Below are 21939 nucleotides of genomic sequence, written 5' to 3' on the forward strand. Positions count from 1 at the left end.
CCGATGTGCTCAGCCGCATCGCCGACATCCCCCAGAACCGTCTCCACGAACTGCTGCCATGGAATTGGCGCGCCGCCGAAGATCAACGCGAAGCCGCCTGATCCGCGGCCTTCACCGAATGCCTACTGTCCCAGCGCCGATCGGAAGCAGAAGCGATACCCTGCGCTCGATCTTACCATAGTCCACGCTCAGGAACAGTGAGGTGGTGCCGCGCCAGTGGAAGGTGGTTCAGACCGCGCGGGAGAAGTTCTCCTGTCGGGCCTGCGAGAAGATCACGCAACCGCCGACTCCTTCCATGTCAAGCCCCGTGGGCTCTTTGGCCCCAGCTTCCTCGCCATGCTGCTGTTCGAGAAGTTCGGCGCGCATCAGCCGCTCAACCGCCAGCGCGATCGCTATGACCGTGAAGGCATGGACCTGAGCCCACCCTGGCCGATCAGGTCGGCGCCTGTACCGCTGCGCTGATGCCGCTCTACCTGCTGATCAAGCCGCATGTCCTTACCGCCGAGCGACTGCATAGCGACGATACGACGGTGCCGCTGTTGGCCCGATACGGGCCGCATCTGGACCTATGTTCGGGACGATCCGCCATTCGGCGGGCCCGCGCCGCCCGCGGCGATCTCCCATTGTTCCCGTCACCGGCGGGGCGAACATCCCGTCGAACATCTGCGCAGTTAGAGAGGCATTCGCCAAGCCGATGCCTATGCCGATTATAATGCGTTGTTGCACGCCGACAGACTGTCAGCGCCGCTAACCCGTGCCCTATGCTGGAGCCACGCGCGCCGACCCGCCTCCAGGAAATCGCGTCATATGGCGCGGCTGGTCCCATCTTATGAACATGAAAATTCCAATTGCTTTCACCGGGCGCACTTGTGGGTAATTGAAAGGTTCCGTCGGCGATTACATCTGAGCCGAGTGTCGCTTGACCTTCCGTCGCCTGGGTGCGAACCTCGAGCTGCGGGAGCGATCGCAATGACAAAGTTGAGCAAATTCCGGGCAGGGTCTTCTGCCGTCTGCACTATCCCCTTGGCTTTTTGCGAGGAAAACAGCTTCTGTCGCTGCGTTGCCATCGCGACGGCACCGCATCAGAAGGTGCTGATGGCACGCCGAATTCCCATTCCTGCGAAACTCGCTTTAAGAAGGGGCCGCCCCACTTCCACGGAAGTGGCCCTGATCGAGCAAGCAATCCTTGCGACCGCGCGCAGCATGTTCCTTGCGGACGGTTTTGACGGCGTGTCCATGGAAAAGATCGCGGCGGCAACCGGAATAACTCGCACGACCCTTTACAGCCGCTACGCCACCAAATCCGACCTTTTTCGATCGGTCGTAAGGGAAACTTTGGCGCGTTGGTACGCCGTCTCTCGGGTCGAAGCCACCGACTGCGTCACGGACATAGGCCAGATATTGCACCTGCGGGTTGCTGACATGGCGTCGCTTCTCGTGGATCCGCTCTTCCGCGGCCTTCACGCGCTGATCCTTCTGAACCGCCACCGCTTTCCCGACCTTGCCCCCCTGATGCATGATCTGGGCTATCTGAACGCGGTTCGGCTACTGGCGAACGACATCCGCGCCGCCGCGCAAAGAGACGGCATTCCGGTTGCCCGGCCTGAAGCGGTGGCGGAACATATACTCACCGCCGTGCATGGCTGGTTCCTGCAATATGATCTGGTCCGCGAACTCACGGCCCAGGATATCGAAGCGCATGGAAGGGAAGTCGTCGACCTGATGCTCCTCGCTCGCGACCGCTGGTAATGACCTGCGGACGCGACCAGGGCGCGCAAAGGCGAGCGGGACTTCCCCGCTCGCGCTCCTGATCAACGGCTGGCCTCCAGCCGTCCTGCGCCAACCCACCCCGCCGCGACGGGCTTCAGCTTCTTGAAGGCCGGGTTACTGGGGTCGATCATGCCGTTCTGCGGAACATTCGCCACAGTCACCCTGAGCATATTCGCGCCCGGCCGCAGCGCATCCGTTACATCAAGGCGGAACGGCGCGGCGATAACCGGCGGCAAAGTGCGGCCGTTGATCGTCACCGTCGCCATGTCATACACTTGTCCCAGGTCTAGACTGACGCGAGTGCCTTGCTTGAACCAGGATGGATCGACCGTGATCGAACGACTGTAGCTCGCTTCGCCGGAGAAGCCCGCCAGCTGCGGCACCTTGCTCCAGTCCTGCAGCGCGACCTTGCCGAAATCATGGGCGTAGGGCTTGCGCGCTACATGACCGGACACGGACAGCGCCCAGCCTTCGGCGGGCAAGGTCGCCGATCCGATTAAAGCCGGAGCCGCCAAGGTCTGGGGCCTTGCCTTGGGATCGAGGACAAGGAGTGCGCTTTCCCCGGAAGCAAGCGACAGAGGCAGCCGCGTCATGTCCGCCGTCGCGCTCGCCGAGACGGGCCTGAGGCTGCCATCCATCGCATTCCAGCGCGTAACGCCGCCGACGCCGGGTAACGACAGCGTGACATTTCGTGCGCTGTCACTGCGATTGTGAACGAAGGTGACGGTCTGCCCGTCGACCAGCCGCTGAACGAACACCAGGTCCGAAGCGTCGCCGTCAAAGCGGAGATTTCCCGCGACACCTGCGGCGCGGATCGCGGCAGGCACTTCCGCGGCAGGCACGATCTTGGCTCCCGCCTTCATCGCTGCATCTACCGCCTTCTTCACGCGAGCGTCGCGCTTCTTCGCGTCGGCCAGTCCTTCATCGCGGCGGGGTGCGTGATCGGTGAAGAAGACAGGCAGTCCCGCCTTGGCAAAGCCAGCTATCGCTTCCATCGTATCGGCGCGAATGCCGTCGATCGGCGGCAACACGAGCACGCCATAAGCGTGCCCTCCCTTGGATATGAGCCGTCGACCCTCGACCCTCGCCTGCGCAATCGAGTCAGGATTGATCCGGTCGAAATCATATCCGGCGGCAAGGAAAGCCTTTTCGCCGGCCTGCTTGCCCGCGCCATCATCCTCGATACCGATATAATAGCCGTAGCGGCCATAGAACCAAGCAACCGGAACTACCGGCTCGCCCGCCTGCATGACGGCCTGCAACCGACCCATATAGGCAGCAAGCGGCTTCATGGCAGGCCAGACCGGGTTGGTTTCGTTCAGCGGACCGCTGAACCCCAGGGAGAAAGGACTCGGTTGGAAGGCGTGCCAGCCCGGCCAGTCTTCGGCGTGGAAACGGTAGTTCATGCCGTGCAGGATCATGCTGTTGACGCCGCCGGCGATGATGAGGTCGGTGCGCCGCCGCATTTCCGTGGGCGTAACGCTATATGCCCGGTCGGGCCACACCAGGCTTTCCGCCGAAACGATGCGGCGTCCATAAAGGTTGGCGGCGGAGCGGGCGAGGCGCATGAACAGCGGATCACCGCTGTGAACCAGATCCTCGGTTTCTGGGATGTCGGCAAGTCCATAGCCGCGAATGGTGTCGAACGCGCCGCCATGCGCCTGGAACTTGGCCTTCAGGCCATGGGCATGGTTCCACGCCACGAAGGGCTCGATGAAGCCCGCGATGATCATGTCCGACACCGTATGGCGATAATCCGCCCTCACCCGCTCGGCGATGTCGCTGTTTGCGGCGTCGAAATAGGGCAATGAATAATGTTCGTCCCATGCCTGCATCCAGCCCGGCTGCAACACAAAGGGAAGATAAGGCGTCAGATCATATCCGCGCCGTTTCTTGAATTCTTCCAGCAGTTTTGGGCCCCACTGAATATCCTGCATCAGTTCCAGAGAATCGACAAAGGTCGAGCGCATGCCCGGCGGGTTCTTGCCCAAGGGATCGCCGACGCGTGCGGCATGGGCTGCAAAGGCCGTGGGGTCGGTGTGGTCCAGGATAAGCTGAGGCCCCCGTCCGGCCGAGCCCAAGACCCCGACGTCAGAAGCAAATTGCCGGAAGACGAAGACCTGCCAGTCACCAGGCGGAGGCGACCAGTCGAGCGTGCCATCCTCCCGCAGCTTGTCGGTCAGGACAATGCGGCTGGCCGGATCTAGTGTGCCGGAGGTCAGCACATCGCTCCACGGCGAAATGGTCATCCCGTTCATGCCGCCGCGTTTCTTCAGGTCAGGCGCGCTGCCTTTCATCGCAACCACGGCCACGGTGCGCGCCCGCGCGTCCAACCGCTTACCCCAGTCCGCATATTTAGGATCTTTTGTACGCGGATCGAAGAAGTTGAGAGCGCCAAGCCTCTTGGTCCGCTTGGGCTGTTCGACCTTGATTGGGCCGGACGTGCCGCCCCTGACCATCGTGCGCGCCATGGCCAATTCGGTGAACGCCTTTTCTGGCGGTATCGCTTCGCCACCGCCCGACGGCCAGGCCGAGCCCAGGGTATAGTCGAGACTGAGACCGGCGTTCTTCGCGGCATCCGCCGCTGCGCGCAGATGCGCGAAGAAGCTGGGTTCGGCATAGTCGTTGACCACTGCCCTTTCTTCAGGGGTCAATTTCACGAAATTCGGCGAAAAGGATTGCACCTCGGCACCGCCGAAGCCCATCTGCGCCATCAGCTGGACTTCGCGCCGCAACTCCACATCAGTTACAGCGTCGCCCGGCCACCACCAACGGAGGCGGGGCTTGGCCTCCATCGGTGGCGACTTGAACGCCTCCGACAAGGACTCAGCCGATGCCTGCACGTTCAGCACGGAAAATGCCATCGCGGTGGCTGCCAGAAGCTTTGCCGTTACCCTGTTGGCGAACATGATCTGATCTCTCTCTCGATTATTAACTTGGGCCATTCAGGCGCAACACACGCGACATCACGGCAAACATCGTCGGCCGTCCGCATTCGGGTCGGTCAATGTTACAGCCTGAAGACCATCCTTCCCAGGATCAGACAGCCTCGACCAGCGCTACGCCTTCTGGCGGAAGATCCAGGATGATTTCGCCACGTCCATTGAGCGTTTTCAATTCAGGCGCAGCCAACTCCGCAGATTTGCGGATGGCGTCCATCTGCTCTCGCGTGGGATATTGCGGAGACCCCATGGCGCGCCATGCAGGATAAGGGGAACCGCGCTCCTGATCGACATAACTCACCTGTACCCGCTGCCCCGCCTGCGCGCCGCGCATCCTCACGAGCATCGCTTTGCGCGTACCTGTAACCTTGCGCTCCCTGCTCGCGCCGGGGATGCCTGGCGCCTGCTGCACATCGGCGAGATTCCAGACCAGAGCGGCAAATTTTCCCCCGTCCATTGTCGAGGCCAGGGCGGGTCCTTTTACCGCAAGTCTGCGGTCACTCAGGCGATTGAGCAACTTATAGGTGTTGAACTCGGGTTTCGCGACGCTGCCCCGGGCCAGCATTCCCCAACCATTCTGTCCTTCCTTGAAGACCCAGTTTGCGACCATATTTTCCTCATATTCGCCGCTGATCTGCCATTGACCCATGGCATGACAGTGAGGAAGGCTTTGCGTAATGGCGTGCGCGATCATCGCCGGGCTGTCGGATGACCATTCGTTCAACCACAATTCGGCTCCCTTGAACCGCGTCGCATCGATCTGCTTGCGGGCGAGCGCCACGCCCGCCGGCACGACGTCATATTCCCGGTATCGATTAGCCTTGCCAAAGATCATCGCCTGGTCATCGCCAGGGTAAATGTGGGTGGATACGAAATCGACCGGCGTGCCAGTCTTTTCGCAATATTCCAGAAACTGCGGGATCCATTGGATAGCAGAGGTCGCCGGGCCGCCGATCCTGATCGACGGGTCAACAGCCTTAACCGAGCGAGCGCTCGCCTTGTAAAGCTCGAAATATTGCTCCTGCGTTCCACCCCAAAACCAGGACGTCAGGTTCGGTTCATTCCAGGCTTCAAAATACCATTGCCGCACTTCCGACGCGCCATAACGCTGTACCAGATGCCGCACAAACTTCTCGACCAGTTCGGACCATTTCTCCATCGAGCGCGGAGGGCTGACATCAGCCCTGTAGAAGCCGAACTTCTTCGTTCCGCTCGCCAAGGCCTGCGGCATGAAACTCAGTTCGACGAAGGGCTGCACGCCACGGTCCAGCAGGCCATCATAGACGGCGTTGACGTTCTGGAAATTGCCGTTCGCGCCCACGCCCATTTCATCATTGAAAATTCCGTGAAAACGCACGCGTTTAAGACCGGCTTCGTTCTTGAAGCGTTCGAGATCCTTACGCCAGGGCTCTCTCATCGTGATCGCCGCACGATCCGATCCCATGACGCGTGACCAGATATGGTCCAGCTTGCCTGTTTCGCGCCGAAGATCTATTTCAACAACCTGGCTCGCTTCCTCCGCCCACGCCGGCGAAGTCAACGCGGCGGCGCCAACCGCTCCGCTCAGGGCTGTGAACTGGCGGCGTGTCCAGACAGGCATCTCATCCATCGGTCTTTTATCCTGTTTTTCTGTAACATTGGGAATTTTGAGCGTGTGAACGCCCGCTCATCGTGAACAGGCAGGCCTCCCCCCGCGGGTGATGCCATTTTCGTTCACCGCATCGATCGTGACGCAGTAGCCTTTCCCAATGTTGAGGCTCGCTACGGTGATCGACGTCTTTCCATCATAAACCTGGTAATTCTGGTTCAGCAGGTCGGGGCGAACCCCAAGCCGCACGACGTAGAATTCGGCCCCCTTTGCCGGTGCCCAGTTGATCACTGCGCTGCGCCCGTCATCGCCGTCCCGGCGAAGAGACGCGCGGCGCACTTTGGCGGGCTTTACGCCTCCACCATTGCCGAAGACCCGCAGATCCGAGAGCGAAAATTTCCCCCCATCAGGCGAATGGATGTTGCGCAAACGGACAAAGCGAGCCCGCTCTGGCTTGGGGAGGACCTCATAGTCATGGGGAGCATCGACGCCGTTTTGCGAGCGATCGACCGCGGCTTTCCATGTCCGGCCATCCAGTGAGAGTTCGAGGATATAATTATAGACGTCCGCGCTGACCCCCAGCGCTTTGGCGTCCTGATCGGCGAAGTTGATCTGCACCGCCTCGATCCGCTTGGGCGCGCCGAGATCTATCTGAAACCATTCGCCTGCCCCGCCGGTCTTGGCTGACCACCAACTCCGCACATCCTCATCGACCGCATCTTTCGCAGAATATCCGTCCAGCGTCGAAGAGGCGCTTACGCTTTTCAGCCGCGAGAGCAGCATCCATCCCGTAAGTTTGCGGCTCCCCCCGATGTAGCGCGGGTAATCGGCCAGATAGGTGTCTGCGATAACTTCACCCGATCGCGAGAAGCTCGTCGGAAACAGCCCCAAACGCCGCTCGAAAATATGTCGTTGGGAAATCGTCATCGTTCCCGCATGCCACCACTGACCATCCTTCCCCTGGAAGGTCGATCCATGGCCTGCGCCTGTAATGAAGCCGGTCGGCTTGAACGCGAACGGACTATAATCCTGATAGACGAACGGCCCTAACGGTTTTTCCGATACCAGCATCCCGTTGGCATAAGTCTTGAACTCCGTGCCAGGCGCTGAATATTCCAGATAGTAGCGCCCCTTGCGCTTCGTCATCCAGGCGCCCTCGACGAAGGTCATGCCTTTAAACTTCTCGTTCCTGTCACCGGGAACTTCCCAGCCCCGTTCGTCCGGTTTGCGCGACTGGGGGATGTCCACCTTCGCGATCGGCTGAAACGTCTTGGGATCAAGCTCCTCAGCATGGAGCGGCCCCTTGGATGCGAGGCCGTGGTAAAGATAGAGCCGTCCATCATCGTCCAGAAATAGGGCGGGGTCCTGATAGCCCGGACTGATGTCTGCGGCCACGCGCCATTTTCCGCTCATTGGATCGTCGGTCATCCAGATATGCCGGGTATCCTCGCTGGTTGCGAGATACAGCTTGTCGTTGATGACCACGACGGTCGGAGCAAATTTGTCAACGGCGTAACCGGTCGGCTGGACGAACTCCCATCGCAGAAGGTCCGTCGAATGCCAGTAGCCGCTCGAGTGCGAAGCGAAAAGCCAGTAGCGGCCCTTGAACAAGACAATCGTGGGATCTGCAGCTTCCCGGAAGGACTCCTTGGGCCGCGGCTGAAGCGGGCGAAAGGGCGAAGGCGCCTGATAGCGGTAGGGCAGATCGACCGGGTTCGCATAAGTCGCAAATCGGTCAGCGCCAGCCGCTTGCAGCGGGTGCATGGAAAACAACATCGCGCCAGTGGCCATCAGGCAGGCGACCCGAGACAGCCCCGGTCGAGCGCTGGAACAGGGACCTAAAATCATTCTGACCACGTCATTTGCCATGTTCCTGCAGACCCCCTCAAATTCTCGACGACTTGGTTGTGATTAGAAATAGTTTGTATTTTGCGCCCTTTGCGCACCGTTAAGGCTGATCCAGAAACCTAGTAGGTTGAAAGCTTTACGCGAAGCAGCGCAGGCTGTTCGTTGAAGTTGAAGCCATAGGAGATTTGATCACCATTCCAGCGGCGGCTTGCTTGCCAACGGCCATCGATGAAGGTCCCCTCCTCCGCGCTCATGATCTGCCCGTTCATGGCCGGATCGACGGGCGTGAATTGAAAGCGGCTATATTGCCCGGCAACCAGAAATTCATTGGGGCCGAGTTGAGCGACCACACCGCCACCGACAGGCTCCTTCGCCCAAGGCGGCGGTTCCATGCCCGGCCAGGGAATGTCGAAATTGTTGCGCCCATAGGTGACGGAAATCTTCCAGCTGCCCATGGAGGTCGAGTCCTCACCCGCGCTGTTCTTGGCGGTGCCCCAGGTCGGGTGCTTGCTGGCGATCGCAGCCCAGTCGCTCGCGATAGGCCGGAACAGGCGGTAAGGGGCGGCGAACGCTTCGATTGTGGCAGCGTCCAACTTGCGCGCGCCGAGCGGGTAATTGGAGTAGCTCGTCGCATCCATTCCAAATGGCGCCCAGCCGATAGCCCCCCGCCCCAGCGCGGCCCAAAAGAAACGAACGGCCCAGATTGCGTTGCTCGTCTCGGGGACAAACAGCGCATTGTCTGGCCGCGCATAGCGATCCAGCAGGCCCAGATAGGTCTTTTCAAGCGGCAGATAGAGGTCAGGTCCGATAAGATCCAGCGCAGGCGCAGCCGTCTTCCAGATTGGCAGCACGTTCCAATTGGGGCCGCCGCTCGCGACCTGGGCGGCCATGGCAGTGCCCGTCGCGTCGAAGACCGCGGCGTTGGTGTAGAGGGGCAAGTTCTTCTCCGCCTTGCCAGCGACAGCCACTTCCTGCACGAACCGCGCATAGGTCCAGGCGGCGAATGCCTGGTCCGCTTCCTTGCCGAACACCTCCGCCCATGTCCCCGCCTGCTTTCCTGATGCGCGGCGGATGTCTTCGGGCACCTGCTGGGCGAAAAGCCGATCGGCTGCAGGCGAATAATCGCGAGCAACGCCGTGGCTCCCGATCTCATTTTCAACCTGGACCATGATGACCGTGTGCTCGCGATCGACCTCGCGCAAATGCCGCATCAGCGCGACAAAGGCCTTTCGGTCGGCAGCGAGTGTCCCCTCACCAAGTGGGGAAAGCGTGGTTGTGGGGCGGCCGTCCCGCTTCTGCAGACGGGGGAAGCGCTTCGTGTCGCTTTTCACCCATTCCGGCGTGTAGGTTGAATCGCCGTTTTTCCAGCTTCCGAACCATAGCAGCACAACGCGCATGTCATTTTTACGCGCCTGGGCGAGCAGCGTATCGACCCAGCTATAGTCGAACCTACCCTCGGTAGGCTCAAACTGTTCCCAGGCGACGGGAATTTCGATCGTATTGGCGCTCAGCGCCTGCATCACCGGCCACACCTGAGGCAGTACCGAGGGATAATTGCTCGAATTATGCACCTGGGCGCCCAGCATCAGATAGGGCTTGCCATCCACCAGCAACGCGTGCCGCCCATCTTCCGTGCGAAGACGCGGCAGTTCACCTGCATGGGCCGACGCAGCGGCAGCGACGCTGCAAAGGATTAGCGTCATCAAGCGAATAGAGTGGCGCACATGATCTCCTATCAACTGCCGACCGTTATACGTCCCTTGCCCCATAAGTAAACCACATCGTTGCATTTTGTGCGGATCGGCTGCTGCCTGCGTTCGCGCGATCTCCACCCCCTCGTCGTCGTTCACCCGCCGATGTGGTCACTTCGACCTTCGCTCCACCCAGTCACCGCTTGCGGTTGATGTTTTACTTGTATGAGTATATCTGCTTTTATGAATTTTGTAATGCTCGGCTTCGCCAATCAGACGAACGAGCCGCACAGCTTAGCGAGCCCCATGATTTCCTTTACCCAAGTTTCATCCTGCGCTGTCGCGCTCGGCTCGGCGAGATCGAAGAGACGCGGCGCGCCCGTTGGTCGCAGGAGCAAAATGGCCCGCATAGTTCTGAAAATGATCGGGAGTTTTCCTTCGTGATTGATGGCAGCATTTTAATTGGCAGAGAAGCACGTCAGCGGGCGCCCAAATTCACAGGGTTTGACGCGACGAATGGCGATGCCGGCCCACAATATTTCTCCACTGCGGGGAATGAGGATGTAGCAGACGCGTGCTTGCTAGCCGCAAGCGCGGCAGAAAGCTTCGCCACGCTCAGTCCAGAGGCGCGCGCCAGTTTTCTGGAAGCTGTGGCGTATGAGATTGAAGCGATTGGCGACGACCTGATCGTCAATGTCATGGTCGAAAGCGGATTGCCACGGCCCCGGCTTGAAGGCGAACGGGCGCGCACGATAAACCAGTTGCGCCTTTTCGCGTCGGAAGTCCGCGCCGGTCTCTGGCTCGACATCACGATCGATCCTGCGATGCCTGACCGCACGCCGCCGCGGCCTGATCTGCGCCGCATGAATGTACCCCTCGGCCCCGTGGCTGTGTTCGGCGCATCGAATTTCCCTCTCGCTTTTTCTGTTGCGGGGGGCGACACGGCTTCCGCCTTCGCAGCCGGGTGCCCCGTCGTCGTGAAGGGCCACCCGGCCCACCCCGCCACGGGCGAACTGGTGGCGCGCGCCATCGGCCGTGCGGTCGCCGCCTGCGATCTGCATCCGGGCGTTTTCTCCTACCTCCCAGGCGCGAGCAATGAACTCGGTGGCGCGCTGGTGGCCGATCCGCGCATCAAGGCAGTCGGCTTCACTGGATCGCGCGCGGGGGGACTGGCTCTTGCGGCCATCGCTGCAAAACGGGAAGAACCCATTCCGGTTTATGCCGAAATGAGCGCCATCAACCCTGTCATCCTTATGCCCCATGCGCTGAACGCACGGGCGGAAGACCTGGCAAGGGACTTTGTGTCGTCGTTGACGCTCGGGGCTGGGCAGTTCTGCACCAACCCCGGCATCGTAATCGCCATGGACGGTCCGGACCTCGACCGCTTCCTCGCCGCTGCGACGGGCGCTGTGACAGCCGCTTCGCCTCAAGTGATGCTGACGGCTGGCATCCACCTCGCCTATACGAAGGGCGTCGCCGCATTGCGCGCCAATCCCAATGCGGATTTGCTGGCTGTGGGACCCGCACATTCCACCTGCGGCAGCGCGGCCCTGTTTGCCGCCAGCGCGGAAGCTTTCGCCAGCGACGCCTCCCTGCGGGAAGAGGTGTTCGGCGCATCGTCAGTGGTGGTCCGCTGCAAGGATATAGACGCAATGGCGCGAGCGATTGGAGGGTTGGAGGGACAGCTGACGGCCACCATCCACCTCGACCCCGAAGATGAGCCAACCGCCTCCCGGATACTGCCCCTGCTCCAGGGAAAAGCCGGACGGATCCTTGCCAATGGATGGCCAACCGGCGTGGAAGTGACTTGGGCGATGGTTCATGGCGGGCCCTTCCCGGCAACCACAGACGGACGCTCCACCTCCGTCGGCACCCTGGCCATGGCGCGCTTCCTGCGGCCGGTCTGCTATCAGGACATTCCCGACGAGCTGCTGCCTGTACCGGTGAAGCATGACAACCCATGGAAACTTCCTCGCCGAATCAATGGCGAAAGAGAGTCCGCATGATCCGTTCACTCATACAATATGCCGATGACGCCGGACGCGGCGTCGCCGCTCTGGACGCACAGGGCGACGCTCACCAGCTGGTGGGGGTCTCATCCATTCGCGACCTCGCTCTCGACGCTATCGAAAGGGGCAAGACGCTGCTGGAGCGGGCCAATGCCTTGCGTGGAAGCCGAATTTCGCTGCAAGGCGTCAGACTTCTGGCCCCGATCGACCACCCGGATCCAGCGCATCTGCTGATCAGCGGGACTGGTCTAACCCATCTGGGTTCCGCCGAAGGCCGCGACAAAATGCACAAAGCGGCTGCCGCAGGGCATGCCACCGACAGCATGCGCATGTTCCTGATGGGCGAAGAGGGCGGTAAGCCCGGTGACGGCCAGGAAGGAGTGCAGCCGGAATGGTTCTACAAGGGCGACGGATCGATCCTGGTATCGCCGGACGCTCCCCTCGCCATGCCGCACTTCGCCGGTGATGGAGGCGAAGAGCCTGAGATTGCAGGCATCTATTTGAACGGCCCGGACGGCACGCCCTTTCGTCTCGGCTTTTCCCTCGGCAATGAATTTTCAGATCATGTGACCGAAAGGGTCAATTATCTATGGCTCGCGCATAGCAAGCTACGGCAGGCGGCCTTGGGACCGGAATTGCTGCTGGGCGACTTGCCTGCCGATGTTCGTGGCATCAGCCGCATCTTGCGAGACGGCGAAACCCTGTGGGAACGGCCATTCCTGTCCGGTGAAGCCAACATGTCGCACAGCATCCACAATCTTGAACATCACCATTTCAAATATGCGCAGTTCCGGCGGCCAGGCGACGTGCATGTGCATTTCTTCGGTACAGCCACCCTCTCCTTCACCGACAAGGTGCAGACGAAGGTCGGAGACCTGTTCGAAGTGGCTGCCGACTGTTTCAGCTTGCCGGTCCGCAATCCGTTGGTCCGGGCAGCGGACCAGGGCATTGCAAGGGTGAAGCCGTTGTAGGCGTTCCGATGGCGCTGAACCGAGTGAACGAAAACCGGCGAGCGCCGCCAGCAGGTCAGGACCATGCGGAAGCCGCCCACCAGCATGGCGCGGTTCTTTTCAGTTGCGGTTGCACAGCGCCTAAGGTCGTCAAAACCGGAGTCGATCTAACGTGACTTCCGGGGGACGCGGGCAGGTTCCGGCACCATCATCCCTCAATAACACGCGCGAAACCTGCCACACCCGCATTGACCCCCACTCCCACCGCCGCACGACTGGCCCACTCATCCGAAACAACGGGCTCTGCCGGACCAATCCCTGCAAAGATCGCTTCGATGTTTCGCACGCACAGGGCAACAGCGTCATCGGCGAGCATATACCAGACCTGCTTGGCCTCCCTGCGAGTGTGAACCAGTTCGGCACGGCGCAACTCGCCCAGTTGCTGACTGAGCGCTGGCTGGACAATGCCGGTCAGCTCCGCGATTTCCCCGACATTGCGCTCCCCCCGCAACAAGCATGACAGGATCATCAAACGCTGGGGCTGGGCGAATATCTTGATCTTCTCGACAGCTGCGCTCGCGGCATCGCGATCTTCAAACAGCCCGTTCACGATTGTTGCTCGAACCGGCAGAACCAGTCAGGCGCGGCATCGGCCTGATCGACGGGGGGAAGCAGTAGCGGCTGCCCCTGTGCCCAGCCTTCGGGCGTCAGCCTGTCGGTCCGGTCGACCTGCTGCAACGCGCACAACAGCCGCAGCATCTCATCCACCGAACGCCCCACATTATGAGGATAGCAGGTGGTCGCGCGAATGACGCCGTGGGGGTCGATGAAGAAGGTCGATCGCATCGTCATGCTGCTGGTCGCGCCCTCCCCGATCATCCCATAGGCCCGCCCCACGGCCATGCTCGGATCCTCGATGATGGGAAAGCCGATCTCTACATCAAACACTTCCCTGAGCGCGCGCACCCAGGCCAGATGAGCGTAAAGGCTGTCGACCGACAATCCGACCAGCTTGCAACCCAGCGCATCGAACTCCGCCTGCCTGCGCGCCAATGCGGAAAATTCCGTACTGCATACCGGCGTGAAATCGGCAGGATGGGAAAAGAAGATCACCCACTGCCCTCGCAATGCGGAAAGCTGAAAGCCCCCCTGTGTCGAACGCGCCTGAAAATCGGGAGCCATATCGCCGATTCGCAGGGCAGTCGTGGCATCGATCATTCCGTCACTCATGTCCGCGTCCCTGCAAGCGGGCTTACCGGGAGGGAAGCCCTTGACGATTTCAGACTATATAATTACATTATTATTGTAAATGATAAATCATGGATCGTCACATGCCCGATGAAATAGTCACGAAAGCCGCACAACAGGTGCTCGCCGCGCGCACGGGCATAGCGGTGATCCAGGCCTTTTTCGACGCGCCCACTTCCACCGTAACCTATGTGGTTCACGACACAGAGACACGGCGCGCCGCTGTCATCGACAGCGTTCTTGCTTATGATCCCGCATCCGGGCGGACGAGTTTCGACCCTGCCGATCCGATAATCGATTATGTCGGACAGCAGGGACTGACCGTGGACTGGCATCTGGAAACGCATGCCCATGCCGACCATCTGTCCGCCGCGCCCTATCTGCAACAGAAGCTGGGCGGAAAAATCGCAATCGGCAGCCATATTCGCCAGGTGCAAAACAGCTTTGGGCAGCTGTTCAATGCGGGCGCCGAATTCCGGCGTGACGGGTCAGAGTTCGACCATCTCTGGGAAGACGGCGACCTTTTCAACATCGGCAATCTGTCAGTGACCGTGCTTCACGTGCCGGGACACACGCCCGCCTGCGTCGCCTATGTCATCGGCGATGCGGTCTTCGTCGGGGATACGATGTTCATGCCGGACTATGGCACCGCGCGGGCCGACTTCCCCGGCGGCGACGCGCGCCAACTGTTCCGTTCCCTGCGCCGCTTGCTGGAACTACCGCCCGAAACACGCCTGTTCATGTGTCACGACTATCTGCCGGAAGGCCGTGACCATTATGTCTGGGAAACCACCGTTGCGGAACAACGCCGCGCCAACGTCCACGCTCATGACGGCATCAGCGAAGATGATTTTGTCGCCATGCGCGAAGCCCGCGACCGCACGCTGGACATGCCGCGCCTGATCCTGCCGTCGATCCAGGTAAACATGCGGGCGGGACATTTGCCGCCGCCTGAAGACAATGGCGTCGCTTACCTCAAGATCCCGGTGAACCAGCTATGATCCCCGCCTTCCCTCACGCCCAGCCGGTCGAAGGCCTGATCGGCGGCCTGATGATTGGCATCGCCGCAGCGATCATGCTGCTGGGCCTTGGCCGAATAGCCGGTGTCAGCGGGCTGGTGGCCCGCGCAACAGGCCTGGCCGACAGCGGCGCGCCCCGCAGCATCGCGGCAGCCTTCATGATCGGGCTGCCATTGGGAGCATTGATCCTGTCGCTGCTGTCCGGCGCGGTCCCTGCGCGCTTTCCGGCACTGAGCCTGCTGCTGATCGCGGGACTGATTGTCGGCTTTGGCACAAGGATGGGGTCAGGCTGTACCAGCGGTCACGGCGTCTGCGGCGTTTCCCGCCTTTCGCTCCGCTCGGTTCTCGCGACGGGGCTTTTCATGGCGAGCGGCTTCATCACTGTCGCGGCGCTGCGCCTTGCAGGTGGCTTGTGATCAGGATCACCCTCGCCCTGCTGTCGGGCGCATTGTTCGGGGCTGGCCTTGCATTGTCCGGGATGGCCGACCCGATGCGCGTGCGCGCCTTCCTTGACCTGCTGGGCCCGTGGGACCCGACGCTCGCCTTTGTCATGGGCGGGGCCATGATTCCGATGGCGCTCGCCTGGATCGTACAAAAACGGCTGGAGCGCCCACTCGCAGGATCGACCTTCAACCTTCCCGAAACGCGCGGGATCGACTGGAAACTGGCACTGGGCGCTATCCTGTTCGGTATTGGCTGGGGCCTTGGCGGCCTGTGCCCCGGCCCTGCGGTCGCCAGCCTGGCCCTCGCGCCCCTGTCAGCCGCCCCTTTCGTCCTGGCCATGCTGGTGGGCATGGCGCTGCACCGCTTGATGACGCAAGGGCCCCGGATGATCCCCGGCAGCTACCATGGATAGCCTTCACTACGTGCTTGGCGCCGTGTCGGGCGGACTGGTCGGCTTCGTGCTTGGGCTGGTTGGCGGCGGCGGCTCAATCCTTGCGGTGCCGCTGATGGTATATCTGGTCGGAGTGCCAAGCGCCCATGTCGCGATCGGGACCAGCGCGCTCGCCGTAGCAGCCAATGCCGCCGCCGGGCTGGTCAGCCACGCCCGCGCTCATCATGTAAAATGGCGGTGCGGCGGCATCTACGCGGCGGCGGGCATTGTGGGAGCGTTGGCAGGCTCCACCTTCGGCAAGATGGTGGACGGCGACAAGCTGCTGTTGCTGTTCGCCCTGGTGATGCTGCTTGTGGGAGCGTTGATGCTCCGGGGCCGGGCCAACCCTGGCAACCCTGGCGTGGAATGCAACGCCGAAAAAGCACCAAAGGTCGTCGCCTACGGACTGGGTTCAGGCATTTTTTCAGGATTTTTCGGCATTGGCGGCGGCTTTCTGATCGTGCCCGGCCTTGTCGCGTCGACCGGAATGCCGATGCTGATGGCCGTCGGTACATCGCTTGTCGCGGTCACGGCTTTCGGGCTTGCGACCGCTGCCAACTACGCTTTTTCCGGCCTGGTGGACTGGCTTCTGGCGCTGGTCTTCGTCCTCGGCGGCGTCGTGGGCAGCGTTGGCGGAACACGCGCTGCCGAAAGGCTGGGCGAAAGGAGCGGCCGCCTCACAACCGTCTTCGCCGGCCTGATCTTTGTCGTCGCCATCTACATGCTCTGGCGCAGCGCAGCGGCCTTCATGCCGGCCATGGCAAGCTGACCGCATCCCTCCTCAGGATATGGTCAGCACGCCCTCGTAAGCGCCGTCCTCCAGCGCCCTGCCCGCGCCGGTGGCGACGCAGGTCAGCGGGCTGTCCGCAACCCTCACCGGAAGGCCGGTAACATCCATCAGTGCTTCGTCCAGCCGCCGCAGCAAAGCGCCGCCGCCGGTCAGGGTGATGCCTTCCTCGATAATGTCGGCCGACAGTTCGGGGGCAGTCTGTTCAAGCGCCGTCATGACGGCCATCTTGATCTGGCCGACCGGTTCGGCAAGAGCCTCCGCGATTTCCGTCTCGCTGATCGTCATTTCGGCCGGACGCCCGTTCACCAGGTCGCGGCCCTTCACGATGATGCGCCGTCCTTCGCCATCAGGCACGGTGGCTGCGCCGATTTCACACTTCACCCGTTCGGACGTGGCTTCGCCGATCATGAGGTTGTGGGTCCGGCGGATATGGGACGCAATCGCTTCATCCAGCCGGTCTCCACCGACGCGCGCCGAATTGCTGTAGGCCACCCCGCGCAAGGACAGAACGGCGACTTCGGTCGTGCCGCCGCCAATATCCACGACCATGGCCCCGCGAGGCTCCGTAACGGGCAAGTCCGCGCCGATCGCCGCCGCCATCGGCTCTTCGATCAACTGCACGCGCGCTGCGCCAGCGTTGGATGCGGCATCCCGCAAAGCCCGCCGCTCCACCATGGTGGAGCCTGAAGGCACGCAGACCACGACTTCGTGACGCCGCCCAAACCGGCTGCCGTTCAGCGCCTTGTCGATGAAATGTTTGATCATCTGCTCGGCCACGTCGATATCGGCGATAACCCCGTCGCGCAACGGCCTGATCGCCTGAATATTCGCAGGCGTCTTGCCCATCATCAGCTTGGCTTCATTGCCGACGACCTTGACCCGGCGAGAGCCCTGGCGCGTTTCTATGGCGATGACGGACGGTTCGTTCAGCACGATGCCGCGATCCCGCACATAGATAACGGTGTTCACGGTGCCAAGGTCGATGGCCATGTCGCAGGCCGACGAAGAAAAGAAGCGGGGAAATTTCATTGAAAATATAAGCAATCTGCTGACGCGAAGGCGGGGAGCCATCCCCTGCAGAAGCACCCGCTCCAGCAGAAGGGATGTGCGATGGTCCGTCCGTTTAGCGCGGCAGGATGAAGCCGCACTCCAACCGCATATAAACCAAAAGCCCCGCTCCACATATATGAGGAGCGGGGCAGTTCGGGTCGCAATGCGGGCAAATGCCTGCATGGGCATTAAGTCATGACCATCTGATGATGACAAGATGGAAACAAATTGATCCAGGTCAAGGCAACAATATTGCCGTGGAATTGCAGAAGCTTGCGCGTCTCATTTTGGAACTGGCTTCATCCTTTTAAAGCTGGCTGCCCAATTCATGGCGTCCGGGTCTATTGCGGACAGGAAATAGCGCCTTACCCTTCAAAATCACGGACAAAGGCGCTATCTGTCGAAGGTGAAGGCGGTTGACGCCTGGGGCCATTGCAAATGACAGACCTGCCACCTCAAGTTGATGACAAAAGTCCCGCCACGGTCGGGCTTCGCACAACCCCTCGTCATGATGATGTTTCGGGCAGGGCTGTCGACCATTCATCACCGGCGCGTTGGCGCCTCCTGTCGGCGGAACGGGCCGAAGCAGGTGTCGAACTCCTGTCCCGCTGGGCAGGCCCGGCCACGCTGGCGATCGCGGTCGTAGGCGTAGTTTGGTGGATCATCGACTGACCCGCGCGGCCTATCGCGCTGATTCGTCTCACATTGGTTAATATTTTGTGTGCATTGCGGCACATGAATTTTCCATTGGTCGCGCCTGCGGGGCGGAACATCCTCACAACCCAACGGATCATCGGAAAAGATCGTCCGGGCGTCCCACCCCCGATTGCCTGCCCCTGACATTTATGGCCTGCTGCTGCGCAACATAAATAAACAAAGCTGCGAATGTCTGATGCACGCGGGCCGACCCTTACAGGCTGGCCATGCCACGACGTTACGACATGAAAAGGGTTGCAGATGTCGAAAATTGATCTGGCGATCGAAGGTTCTCCCAGTCGCCAGCCTGCCACATCCGCTGTTCAGCGAACCGTTCGGCTCTGGCTGTGCCTGTTGCTGTTCGTCGCCGACATGGCGGCGCTGGGGGCGGGCTTTGCCATCGGCCTGCGCGTGGCTGGCGTGCCGCTGGCCGCAGGCGAATTCTGGCACCCCCTGGCCGGGGGCATGGCCGTCTATGGCGCGGTTGCCTTCCATAACCAGGCCTATAATCCGGTCTGCCTTACCCGCATCACCCCATCGCTGCGCAATGCCATCATGGCGTTCGCTGGCACGCTGCTGATCTTCCTGCTGGTCGTATTTTCACTCAAGGCGACGGGGGACCTGTCACGGCTGGGCATCTCCACGGGGATATTGTGCAGCGGCGCGCTGCTGGCGCTCCAGCGTCTGCTGATCGTTCAGTCGGTTCGCCGGAACTTCAGCGACAATCTCTTCGCTCAACTGCTGATCATCGACGACGGGGCCATCCCCGACGACGTCACCGGAATGGTGCTGGTCGACGCCGCCGCCGCTGGCATCAGGGCCGATCTTGACGATCCCTATATGTTGCACCGTCTGGGCACGTTGCTGCGCGACTATGACCGGGTCGTCATTTCCTGCCCCGGCGACCGCAAGGCCGACTGGGCGCAGATGCTGAAGGGCGCGAATATCCTCGGCGAAATCATCGTGCCGGAACTTGATCCCATGGCGCCGCTCGCCGTGCGAAATTGTCGTGGCGTCCCGACGCTGGTGGTGGCGCGCGGGCCGCTGAACCTTGCAAACCGTGCAAAGAAACGATTGCTGGACATCGCGATCACCGTGCCGCTGCTGATGGCATTGTCGCCGCTGCTGATCGCCGTCGCCATCGCGATCCGGCTGGATTCCGCCGGGCCGATCTTCTTCAGGCAGGAACGAATCGGTCGGGGCAATCGCCTCTTCCACATTCTCAAATTCCGCAGCATGCGGGTCGAACGCTGCGATGCTGCCGGGGCGGCCTCCACCCAGCGCGACGACGACCGCATCACACGGGTCGGCGCATTCATCCGCAAGACCAGCATCGATGAACTGCCCCAGATGATCAACGTGCTGCTGGGGGAAATGAGCCTGGTCGGACCTCGCCCGCATGCCCTTGGCTCCACGGCGGAAGAACAGCTTTTCTGGCAGGTCGACCGCCAATATTGGCACCGCCACGCGCTCAAGCCCGGCATCACCGGCCTGGCCCAGATCCGCGGTTTTCGCGGAGCGACTGAAACCCGCCGCGACATATTGAACCGCGTCGAAGCGGACCTTGAATATCTCCACGGCTGGAGCCTGATGCGCGACATCGGCATCCTTATCGGCACGTTCAACGTGCTGGTGCATCGCAACGCCTACTGACTTGGTCGGTGGGCGTTTGAGCAACACCCCCCGATTTTGCGATGAGATGCGGTCGTTTCCAACGCAGCGATAACTGTTTGTTAGGCACGAAATCCGATATGTCCGTCATCACGAACAGGCGGACATCGAAACGTGGCGGACGATTTTGCAACGGTTGCCGTGGCGCAACCTTCTCAGGCCCGGCCCCAGGCGGAGGGCACTGTCATTCCGCCCCCACTTCCCGCTGCGTCTTTTGCAGATCGTGCCGATCGCGGCGTCGAACTGCTGTCCCGATGGGCGGGCATCCTGACATTCGCCGGAGTCGTGGCGGGGATCATCTACGTCATCCTCTGACCAAAAAAGCGCTATTTAGCTTGCTCCCAGATTAACGAAAAACGGCCTTTCAAGGGCGATCGCAAAACACCGCTTTTGCGACCAACTGAGCCGTTGGATTGTCGCGACCAACCGCATCCTCGGTGGTTCGTTTTGTCAGAAAATGCGACTAGCATGACCTGAGTTGCTGCAATGCAATAAAGGGTCTGCGTTTGATTAATCCTGTAATTCCGCGTTTTCGGAAGCGCTTTTTTGCGCCTGCAAAACAATCATTTACCTCGCATGGTTCCGCAGCAGCGGTGCTTGCCGGGTGCATGATTGCTGCGGGCGCGCCGACTATATTGTGCGCGCAAACGACCGGCGTGAACATCAACGATCTTGACGATGAAAGCCGGGTCAAGACGATGGGGCTGACCGCCACGGCTGGTCTCGACCTGCTCTATGACGATAATGTGTATCGGGTCGATGATCGGGTGGAGGATCCGACCGATGATCTGATCGTGACGCCCTGGGTCGAACTTGCCTATGGCAAGCCCATCGGTCGGCACGACCTGCTGCTGCGCGGACGTGTAGGCTATGATCGTTTCATTTCCGAAGGACAGCGCAGCAAGCTCAGGATCGATACGGAAGCCAAGGCGGTTATCCGTTTCGGCGCCACCTGTTCCGTCACGCCGCTGGCGTCATACCGGCAACAGCGCGCCGACTATGGCGACCTGAACCAGCAGACGGAAAATCTGCAACGCTTCACCACCTTTGGCGCGGACCTGAATTGCGAACGACCGGGCCTGTTCCCCGTGGCCAGCTACCGACGGGACATGACCCGCAATGCCGATGCGTTCGATTTTGCCGACCAGACAAGCGACAGCTTCATGGGCGGCGTTGGCTATCATAAGCCCAGCCTCGGCACGTTCACCGCCTTTTACGAACGGGTGAACAGCGACCGGCGGACCCTGGGGGTCGAAAACCGGATCAATAGCTGGGGCCTGAAATTCCAGCGTTCCGTATCCCCCATCACCCAGATCGACGCCGAACTGCGCTGGCTGGACGTCGCCAGCGATTCCGCCGCCGTCGGCAGCTATGACGGCCTGGGCTGGGACGTCAGCCTGTCGAGCAGCGTCGTGCCCCGCCTGAAACTGACCGCCACGACTAAGCGGGACGTCGTCAATGACAGCCTGATCGCCAGCGGCTTCGCCATCCGCACCCGCCACCGGGTGGAAGGACAATTCGCTATTTCGGAACTCACCTCGGCCGGACTTTATGCCGAATGGGAAAGACGCAAATTCCGTCAGGACGCCGCCCTGCGCCCCTTTTCGATCACGGCAGACCGCAACCGGCGGTTTGGCGGCACATTGAAACGCAAATTGTCCGACCGCGCCGACGTGGTGCTCGACGCCCAGCATTATGTGCGTCGCACCGACACCAGCGTCGCCAATTTCAGCGGCACGCAGGTGACGCTGGGCGCGGCGCTCCGATTTTGACCTCGAACATGAAGGAGCTTG

General features: G+C 61.2%; 17 protein-coding genes and 1 pseudogene. 11 read left to right on the forward strand and 7 right to left on the reverse strand.

The genetic code is table 11. The features are described 5' to 3' along the window. Positions 1-199 precede the first annotated feature (199 nt). Positions 200-783 (forward strand): annotated as a pseudogene (locus tag ACI3KQ_RS00005) (transposase); the annotation flags it as partial. Positions 784-1095: 312 nt separating this feature from the next. Further along, positions 1096-1749 (forward strand): TetR/AcrR family transcriptional regulator, encoded by a 654-nt coding sequence (locus ACI3KQ_RS00010; protein WP_097093126.1) that lies wholly within the window; start codon positions 1096-1098, stop codon positions 1747-1749. Between the two features lie 62 nt (positions 1750-1811). On the opposite strand, the gene ACI3KQ_RS00015 is transcribed toward ACI3KQ_RS00010, so the two are convergent. From ACI3KQ_RS00015 to ACI3KQ_RS00030, 4 genes are all read right to left on the reverse strand, one after another. Beyond that, positions 1812-4679, reverse strand: coding sequence for a glycosyl hydrolase (locus ACI3KQ_RS00015; RefSeq protein WP_404953552.1), 2868 nt, complete (start codon positions 4677-4679; stop codon positions 1812-1814). Positions 4680-4809: 130 nt separating this feature from the next. After that, positions 4810-6321, reverse strand: a complete 1512-nt coding sequence (locus ACI3KQ_RS00020) for a GH39 family glycosyl hydrolase (protein WP_404953554.1) — start codon at positions 6319-6321, stop codon at positions 4810-4812. Positions 6322-6378: 57 nt separating this feature from the next. Next, complete coding sequence (locus tag ACI3KQ_RS00025; RefSeq protein ID WP_404953556.1) at positions 6379-8148, reverse strand: family 43 glycosylhydrolase; 1770 nt, start codon at positions 8146-8148, stop codon at positions 6379-6381. A gap of 119 nt (positions 8149-8267) precedes the next feature. Then, positions 8268-9872, reverse strand: coding sequence for a DUF5597 domain-containing protein (locus ACI3KQ_RS00030; RefSeq protein ID WP_404953558.1), 1605 nt, complete (start codon positions 9870-9872; stop codon positions 8268-8270). Positions 9873-10279: 407 nt separating this feature from the next. Here ACI3KQ_RS00030 and ACI3KQ_RS00035 point away from each other — a divergent pair, with 407 nt between their 5' ends. Together ACI3KQ_RS00035 and araD1 are read left to right on the forward strand one after the other, a co-directional pair. Next, a complete protein-coding gene (locus ACI3KQ_RS00035) occupies positions 10280-11845 on the forward strand; it encodes an aldehyde dehydrogenase (NADP(+)) (RefSeq protein WP_404953560.1) in 1566 nt (521 codons plus the stop codon). After that, positions 11842-12819 carry an AraD1 family protein gene (gene araD1 / locus ACI3KQ_RS00040; protein ID WP_404953562.1) on the forward strand — a complete coding sequence of 326 codons (978 nt, stop codon included), beginning with the start codon at positions 11842-11844 and terminating at the stop codon, positions 12817-12819. The genes ACI3KQ_RS00035 and araD1 overlap by 4 nt, the downstream gene beginning before the upstream one ends. A gap of 187 nt (positions 12820-13006) precedes the next feature. Here araD1 and ACI3KQ_RS00045 read toward each other — a convergent pair whose 3' ends face one another. Both ACI3KQ_RS00045 and ACI3KQ_RS00050 read right to left on the reverse strand, forming a co-directional pair. After that, a complete protein-coding gene (locus tag ACI3KQ_RS00045; protein WP_404953564.1) occupies positions 13007-13408 on the reverse strand; it encodes an ArsR/SmtB family transcription factor in 402 nt (133 codons plus the stop codon). Next, positions 13405-14028 carry a peroxiredoxin gene (locus ACI3KQ_RS00050; protein WP_404953566.1) on the reverse strand — a complete coding sequence of 208 codons (624 nt, stop codon included), beginning with the start codon at positions 14026-14028 and terminating at the stop codon, positions 13405-13407. The genes ACI3KQ_RS00045 and ACI3KQ_RS00050 overlap by 4 nt, the downstream gene beginning before the upstream one ends. 101 nt (positions 14029-14129) lie before the next feature. Here ACI3KQ_RS00050 and ACI3KQ_RS00055 point away from each other — a divergent pair, with 101 nt between their 5' ends. Genes ACI3KQ_RS00055 through ACI3KQ_RS00070 form a run of 4 tightly spaced genes read left to right on the forward strand, consistent with a single transcriptional unit; the run spans position 14130 to position 16708 of the window. Next, complete coding sequence (locus ACI3KQ_RS00055) at positions 14130-15047, forward strand: MBL fold metallo-hydrolase (RefSeq protein WP_404953568.1); 918 nt, start codon at positions 14130-14132, stop codon at positions 15045-15047. After that, positions 15044-15481 (forward strand): YeeE/YedE family protein, encoded by a 438-nt coding sequence (locus ACI3KQ_RS00060; RefSeq protein WP_404953570.1) that lies wholly within the window; start codon positions 15044-15046, stop codon positions 15479-15481. The genes ACI3KQ_RS00055 and ACI3KQ_RS00060 overlap by 4 nt, the downstream gene beginning before the upstream one ends. Further along, positions 15478-15921, forward strand: coding sequence for a DUF6691 family protein (locus tag ACI3KQ_RS00065; protein ID WP_404953572.1), 444 nt, complete (start codon positions 15478-15480; stop codon positions 15919-15921). The genes ACI3KQ_RS00060 and ACI3KQ_RS00065 overlap by 4 nt, the downstream gene beginning before the upstream one ends. Beyond that, a complete protein-coding gene (locus ACI3KQ_RS00070; RefSeq protein ID WP_404953574.1) occupies positions 15914-16708 on the forward strand; it encodes a sulfite exporter TauE/SafE family protein in 795 nt (264 codons plus the stop codon). The genes ACI3KQ_RS00065 and ACI3KQ_RS00070 overlap by 8 nt, the downstream gene beginning before the upstream one ends. Before the next feature lie 12 nt (positions 16709-16720). Here the strand turns inward: ACI3KQ_RS00070 and ACI3KQ_RS00075 are convergent, their stop codons facing one another. Continuing rightward, on the reverse strand, positions 16721-17758 hold the full coding sequence (locus ACI3KQ_RS00075) for a rod shape-determining protein (RefSeq protein ID WP_404953576.1): 1038 nt from the start codon (positions 17756-17758) through the stop codon (positions 16721-16723). A gap of 978 nt (positions 17759-18736) precedes the next feature. On the opposite strand from ACI3KQ_RS00075, the gene ACI3KQ_RS00080 reads away from it, so the two are divergent. The 3 genes from ACI3KQ_RS00080 (at position 18737) to ACI3KQ_RS00090 (ending at position 21918) form a co-directional block, all read left to right on the forward strand. Then, the gene (locus tag ACI3KQ_RS00080; protein ID WP_404953578.1) at positions 18737-20128 is read left to right on the forward strand and encodes a sugar transferase; all 1392 of its coding nucleotides are present in this window, start codon (positions 18737-18739) and stop codon (positions 20126-20128) included. Positions 20129-20260: 132 nt separating this feature from the next. Beyond that, positions 20261-20461: a hypothetical protein gene (locus tag ACI3KQ_RS00085; RefSeq protein WP_404953580.1), complete on the forward strand. Its 201-nt coding sequence runs from the start codon at positions 20261-20263 to the stop codon at positions 20459-20461. Between the two features lie 293 nt (positions 20462-20754). Continuing rightward, a complete protein-coding gene (locus ACI3KQ_RS00090; protein ID WP_404953582.1) occupies positions 20755-21918 on the forward strand; it encodes a hypothetical protein in 1164 nt (387 codons plus the stop codon). Positions 21919-21939: the final 21 nt, after the last annotated feature.

This window comes from Sphingobium sp. ZW T5_29 (genome assembly GCF_044987515.1).
Taxonomy (GTDB): domain Bacteria; phylum Pseudomonadota; class Alphaproteobacteria; order Sphingomonadales; family Sphingomonadaceae; genus Sphingobium.

What these genes read in the sequence shown, in the direction of transcription:
- ACI3KQ_RS00075 (WP_404953576.1), bottom strand. Translation starts at nt 17,758, where the DNA reads ATGAAATTTCCCCGCTTCTTTTCTTCGTCGGCCTGCGACATGGCCATC.
- ACI3KQ_RS00015 (WP_404953552.1), bottom strand. Translation starts at nt 4,679, where the DNA reads ATGTTCGCCAACAGGGTAACGGCAAAGCTTCTGGCAGCCACCGCGATG.
- ACI3KQ_RS00060 (WP_404953570.1), top strand. Translation starts at nt 15,044, where the DNA reads ATGATCCCCGCCTTCCCTCACGCCCAGCCGGTCGAAGGCCTGATCGGC.
- ACI3KQ_RS00090 (WP_404953582.1), top strand. Translation starts at nt 20,755, where the DNA reads ATGATTGCTGCGGGCGCGCCGACTATATTGTGCGCGCAAACGACCGGC.
- ACI3KQ_RS00070 (WP_404953574.1), top strand. Translation starts at nt 15,914, where the DNA reads ATGGATAGCCTTCACTACGTGCTTGGCGCCGTGTCGGGCGGACTGGTC.
- ACI3KQ_RS00025 (WP_404953556.1), bottom strand. Translation starts at nt 8,148, where the DNA reads ATGATTTTAGGTCCCTGTTCCAGCGCTCGACCGGGGCTGTCTCGGGTC.
- ACI3KQ_RS00020 (WP_404953554.1), bottom strand. Translation starts at nt 6,321, where the DNA reads ATGGATGAGATGCCTGTCTGGACACGCCGCCAGTTCACAGCCCTGAGC.
- ACI3KQ_RS00080 (WP_404953578.1), top strand. Translation starts at nt 18,737, where the DNA reads ATGTCGAAAATTGATCTGGCGATCGAAGGTTCTCCCAGTCGCCAGCCT.
- ACI3KQ_RS00010 (WP_097093126.1), top strand. Translation starts at nt 1,096, where the DNA reads ATGGCACGCCGAATTCCCATTCCTGCGAAACTCGCTTTAAGAAGGGGC.
- ACI3KQ_RS00055 (WP_404953568.1), top strand. Translation starts at nt 14,130, where the DNA reads ATGCCCGATGAAATAGTCACGAAAGCCGCACAACAGGTGCTCGCCGCG.
- araD1 (WP_404953562.1), top strand. Translation starts at nt 11,842, where the DNA reads ATGATCCGTTCACTCATACAATATGCCGATGACGCCGGACGCGGCGTC.
- ACI3KQ_RS00050 (WP_404953566.1), bottom strand. Translation starts at nt 14,028, where the DNA reads ATGAGTGACGGAATGATCGATGCCACGACTGCCCTGCGAATCGGCGAT.